This is a genomic window from Nocardiopsis nanhaiensis, from assembly GCF_054778635.1.
This window is the reverse complement of the sequence record NZ_BAAGZJ010000153.1, coordinates 1-5,241: the sequence shown is the minus strand read 5'-3', so window position 1 is coordinate 5,241 and position 5,241 is coordinate 1. Positions and strand designations below refer to the sequence as shown.

Below are 5,241 nucleotides of genomic sequence, written 5' to 3'. Positions count from 1 at the left end.
AGCACCTCGCCCGCCGCCCCCAGGGGCACGTCCCGGTTAAAGAAGGCGGTGGTCTCGTCCCGGGCAGCGGCCACCGCGGTATCCACCGGGGTGTGCCCGGTGGGGGTGGGTGCTTCAGGAGAGATCGTCATTCTTCTATTGTAAGAGAAAAGGTCGGAGAATGGAAGTCTGCCGCTGGTTCGAACTGAATTCATGACTTTCGCCAGGGGTGCCCCCTGGCTTTCTTCTAGCCCCCAATTCAGGCCACCTGGTGTGGTGTTTATGCCCACCTGGAATTCCAGGTTTCTCAGTTCTTTTCGCCGCGCACATGGACCAGCCGCGACACCCGCAACCGTCAAAGCGCCGGCGCAGTGGCTGGCATCGGCCCCCGGCCGGAGGCCGCCGTGGTTCGCAGCAGAGCATGACCGGCCGCGACACCGCCAGGCGTCACCGCTCCGGCGGAGTGGCAGCTGACGGCCGCCAGGCCGTGCTTGTGCCGTTGGGCCCTTCTGGCCCCGAAGGGGCCATCGCCTCCCCGACCACACGTCCCCCGTTTCCTGATAGCCGCCGACCCGCCGTCGTAGCGAAGCGGGTCAAGGTGGAGCGCCGTTGACGCGCGAAGCGCTCGATGGCGACGACCTTGAGGCGCGTAGCGGAGACGGCCACCATCGGGCGGCAGGAAACGGGGAAACCCGCACCGGAAAGAAACCCCATACCTGCTGGGAGCTCCTGCTGGGAGCTCCTGTGTCTGTGACACAGGGGTACACCCCGTCTGTGACGCAGGGGCCACCCCAAAGGCAGGGGTGTCCAGCCCTCTTCGTCAGCGGCCTCAGGCCCCGCGACCAAAGAGGAGGGCCGTGGAAGCCGTAGCGTCCGATATGCCCTAATCTTGCGGGGTTGCCTCAAACCTTCTCCCAGAACGGCCGCCGTGTTCTTCATCCCGCTCGTGCTGTGGGCTCGTCAGCGGATGCGCCACTACCCGGGCGCCGTCCGCGCCAGTCTGGCTGCAGGGGGGTCCGGCGCGTTCATCGTGATGCTGCTCCTGGGCACTTCCTACGGGGTCCAGCCGCCGCCGGGGGAGGAGGACCGGGTGCGCTGCTCTCCGGTCGTGTGGGTGGGCCCGTCTCTGTGGGACGACCGTCAGGACTGGGGCGGGGACCTCGAGCAGGTGCTGCGCCAGGAGTGGGTGGACACCTCCTGCTCCGAACGCCAGAAACGCCGTGCAGCGCTGTCGTTTGCTCTGGCACTGCCCTCGACACTGTGCTTCACCTACGCCATCGTGAAGCTCCCCCGCGGCAGGGAGGGGGAGGCCTAGGAACCCCTGGAGACAGATACCGTCCCGGGAGTATCAGGCCCTGCGCCAGAAGGGTGAGGTGTCGGGCAGGGCCGAGCGCAGGACCTGGGCCAGGTGGGTGCCGGAGCGCTCGGTTCCCTGGGCGATCTGGGTACGGCAGGAGAAGCCGTCCGCCAGGACCAGGGTGTCGGCGCCGGCCTCGCGGACCTTGGGGTACAGCTCGCGTTCGGCGCAGGACTGGGACACCTCCCAGTGTCCGCGCTCGAATCCGAAGTTCCCGGCCAGGCCGCAGCAGCCGGAACCGATCTCGTCGGCGTCCACCCCCAACCGGGCCAGTACCGTCCGGTCCGCCGAGTACGATCCCTTGGCCTCCTGGTGGCAGTGCACCTGGGAGACGGCGGCGGCCGCCAACCGGCCGAACGGCCACGGCCCCCGGTGCTCGGCGACGATCTCGGCCAGCGTGCGGGTCCGCTCGGACAACAGCCGTGCACGCGGGTCGCCGGGCAGCAGTTCCACGGTCTCGTCGCGCAGCATCACGGTGCACGACGGCTCCAGGCCGACCACCGGGTACCCGGCCGCCAACTGGTCCCCGAGCGCGTCCAAGGTGCGGGACAGCGCCCTCTTCGTGAGGGCGAGCTGCCCGGTGGAGTGCCAGGTCAGGCCGCAGCACACACTGCCAGCCGGCATCTCCACGCGGTAGCCCAGAGCCTCCAGCACCTCGACGGCGGCCCGGCCCACCTCGGGCTGGTGGAAGTTGGTGAACGTGTCCGGCCACAGCACCACCGCGGGGCGCCCCTCCGAGGGTCCTCCCGGCGGCGCGCCCCGCCGGGAACGGAACCAGCGGGTCAGCGGCCGCGGGGCGAACCTGATCATCCCGCGCTTCGGTTCGATCCCGCCGAGGCGCTTGACCACGGCCGCCAGAGGCCGCACCGACAGCAGCGCGTTCACGGCCCCGGAGAGCGGACGGGCGAGGGTGACCAAGCGCGACCACAGGGGCAGCCACCCCATGGAGTAGTGCGCGGCCGGGCGGACCCGCCGCCGGTAGTGGTGGTGCAGGAACTCCGCCTTGTAGGTGGCCATGTCCACGTTGACCGGGCACTCGCTGGCACACGCCTTGCAGGACAGGCACAGGTCCAGGGCGTCGTGGACCTCCTTGGAGCGGTAGCCGTCGGTCAGCGCGTCGCCGCGGAGCATCTCGGCCAGCAGCCGGGAGCGGCCGCGGGTGGAGTGCACTTCGTCGCGGGTGGCCCGGTAGGACGGGCACATGGCGCCGTTGTCGACGTCCCGGCAGGCCCCCACCCCCACGCAGCGGTTGACCGCGCTGGCGAAGGAGCCGCCGTCGTCGTGGAAGGCGTGCACGGGGGTGAGGGACAGGGCGTCGTGGCCCGGGCCGGGGCGCACGGAGGCGTCCAAGGAGAGGGGGTCGGTGATCACCCCCGGGTTGAGCACGCCGTCCGGGTCGAAGAAGGCCTTGAACTCGCCGAACGCCCGCACCACTTCGGGGGAGAACACGCGCGGGAGCAGCTCGGAGCGGGCCCGGCCGTCCCCGTGCTCGCCGGAGACCGAACCGCCGTGCCGCGCCACCAGGTCGGCCGCCTCGCCGACGAACGAGCGGTAGGCGGCCAGCCCGTCCTCGCTGCCCAAGGTGAAGTCCGCCCGCATGTGCAGGCAGCCTTCGCCGAAGTGCCCGAACGGCACTCCGCGCAGCCCGTGCCGGCCCAGCAGCGCGTACAGCTCCTTGAGGTAGGACCCCAAACGCTCGGGCGGCACCGCCGAGTCCTCCCAGCCGGGCCACGCCTCACCGCCGTCGGCCATGCGGGTGACGATCCCGGCAGCGGACTCCCGGATGTGCCACAGTGCCCGCACCCGCTCGGGGTCGGCCACGACCAGCGAGGTGACCCCGCCGGAGCAACCGCGGGCCACCTCGGCGCCGTGCGCGGCCCGTTCCCGGGCCGCGGCCGTGTCCTCGCCGCCGTACTCGCAGTACAGCCAGCCGCCGCCGGGCGGCAGCTCTTCCCCGGCCGAGGCCCGGCCCGGCCGGGACCGCAGGATGGACAGCAGGTCCGAGGCCATCCCCTCCACGGTGAGGGCACCGCTCGCGGCCAGGTGCGGTGCGGCGTCCGCCGCGGCGTACACGTCGGGGAAGCCCAGGACCAGGAGGACGGTGGACTTGGGCGCCTCCACCAGCCGGACCCGGGCCTCGGTGACCAGACCGCAGGTGGCCTCGCTTCCCACCAGCGCCTTGGCGACGTCGAACCCGTTCTCCGGCAGCAGGTGGTGCAGGCCGTAGCCGGAGAGCTTGCGGGAGAACGTTCCGAGCTCGGTTCGCAGCGGCGCCAGGAGCCCGGACCGCCACTCCTTCAGCCGCCGGTCGAGCCCCGGGTCGCCGCTGCTGCCGCGGGTGGCCGTCAGCGAGCGGCCGTCGGCGAGCAGGTGGGTGAGTGCGACGACGTTGTCGGCGGTGGACCCCCAGGCCACCGAGTGCGAGCCGCACGCGTTGTTGCCGATCATCCCGCCGAGCGTGCACCGCGAGTGCGTGGAGGGGTCGGGGCCGAAGGTCAGGCCGTGCACCCGGGCCGAGCGGCGCAGGTCGTCCAGGACCGCGCCCGGCTGCACGACGGCCTCCGCCGCGTCCGGGTCGACCGACACGACCCGGTTCATGTGCCGGGAGAAGTCGAGCACCACACCCTCGCTCAGGGCGTTGCCCGCCACCGACGTGCCGCCGCCCCTGGCGGTCACGGGCAGCCCGTGACCGCGTGCCACCTCCACCGCCCGCGCCGCGTCGTCGGCGTCGCGCGGTTCGACGACCAGCGCGGGGACGGCACGGTAGACGGACGCGTCCGAGGTGTAGGCGGCACGGGCGGTGAGGTCGTCGCGGACGACGTCCGCACCGCCGCGGCCGAGTGCGTCGCGCATCGCGCGCGCGACGTCACGGGGGTTGCCCATGGGGCGGTCTCCTGTCCGTGGCGGGGCTTTCGGCCGGTTCGGTGGAGGGGCCCGGTCAGCTGATGAAACCGTGCTCGCTGAGGAAGTACAGGGCTGCCTCGTCCGGGCTGGCCCCGTCCAGGTCGACCATGCCGTTGAGCTCGATGATGGTCTCCTCGGTGAGCGCCTCGCCCAGCTCCGTGCCCAGTTCGTCGAGCCCGGGGTGCTGGTCGACGCTCTCCTGGCGTGCGGTGAGGGCGGCCAGCTGGGTGGTGAAGAACGTGTCGGAGTCCTCGACCACTTCCAGGTCCAGGGAGTCGATCCGCGCGTCCGTCGTGAAGATCTCCGCGAAGTTGCAGGGGCTGCCCCTGGCGACGTTGACGTAGTTCAGCGCCAGGTCCATCTGATAGGCGTCGGCGGCCCTGAACGGGGCGTCGTAGAAGTCCTGGAACCTCTCCCACTCGCGGTCCATGAACTCGGCGGCGCCGCAGAACGTGGCCTCCTCCGGGTGCTCGTGCACGAACTCGGACAGCTGGTCGAGCGAGTCGACCGAGCCCACCGGCTCGGGTGCGTCGGCCGCCCGCGCGACGGCGTACTGGTTGCCGAACTGCGCTGGTCCGAGCCAGGCGATCCCGTTCCGGTCGAGGTCCTCCTCCGCGGTGCGGTCGAACTGCTCCATGCCGTCGTGGATGACCTCCTCCTCTTGGAGGAACTGGGTCCACCCGGTCCCGGCGTACTCCCAGTAGAGGTCCACGTCCCCGTTCTCCAAGGCGGTCCGCAGGATGTTGGACCCCATCAGGCCCGTCTGGTCGTCCGCCTCGGCCCCCGCGGCCTGCAGGGCGTAGTAGGTGATCTTGCCGAGGATGACGCTCTCGGTGAACTCCTTGGAGGAGACCGACAGGCTGGCCCCCTCGAGGTCGATGTCCTGGGCGATACTGCCGCCGTCCAGGTCCACGTCTTCGGGACCGGGGCCGGAAGCGGTGTCCGCTCCGCTCGGGGCGCCGCAGGCGCCCGCGGCCCGGAGGACGGCGACGCCTGCGGCG

General features: G+C 71.5%; 3 protein-coding genes. 1 reads left to right on the top strand and 2 read right to left on the bottom strand.

What is annotated here, in order from left to right:
* Positions 1 to 907 precede the first annotated feature (907 nt).
* A complete protein-coding gene (locus ACYVD1_RS34255) occupies positions 908 to 1,294 on the top strand; it encodes a hypothetical protein (RefSeq protein ID WP_460778635.1) in 387 nt (128 codons plus the stop codon).
* A gap of 33 nt (positions 1,295 to 1,327) precedes the next feature.
* Here the strand turns inward: ACYVD1_RS34255 and ACYVD1_RS34250 are convergent, their stop codons facing one another.
* Positions 1,328 to 4,219: an FAD-binding and (Fe-S)-binding domain-containing protein gene (locus tag ACYVD1_RS34250; RefSeq protein WP_460778634.1), complete on the bottom strand. Its 2,892-nt coding sequence runs from the start codon at positions 4,217 to 4,219 to the stop codon at positions 1,328 to 1,330.
* A 55-nt stretch (positions 4,220 to 4,274) separates the two neighbouring features.
* The coding region (locus ACYVD1_RS34245; protein WP_460778633.1) for a glycine betaine ABC transporter substrate-binding protein at positions 4,275 to 5,241 on the bottom strand (967 nt) is incomplete at its 5' end.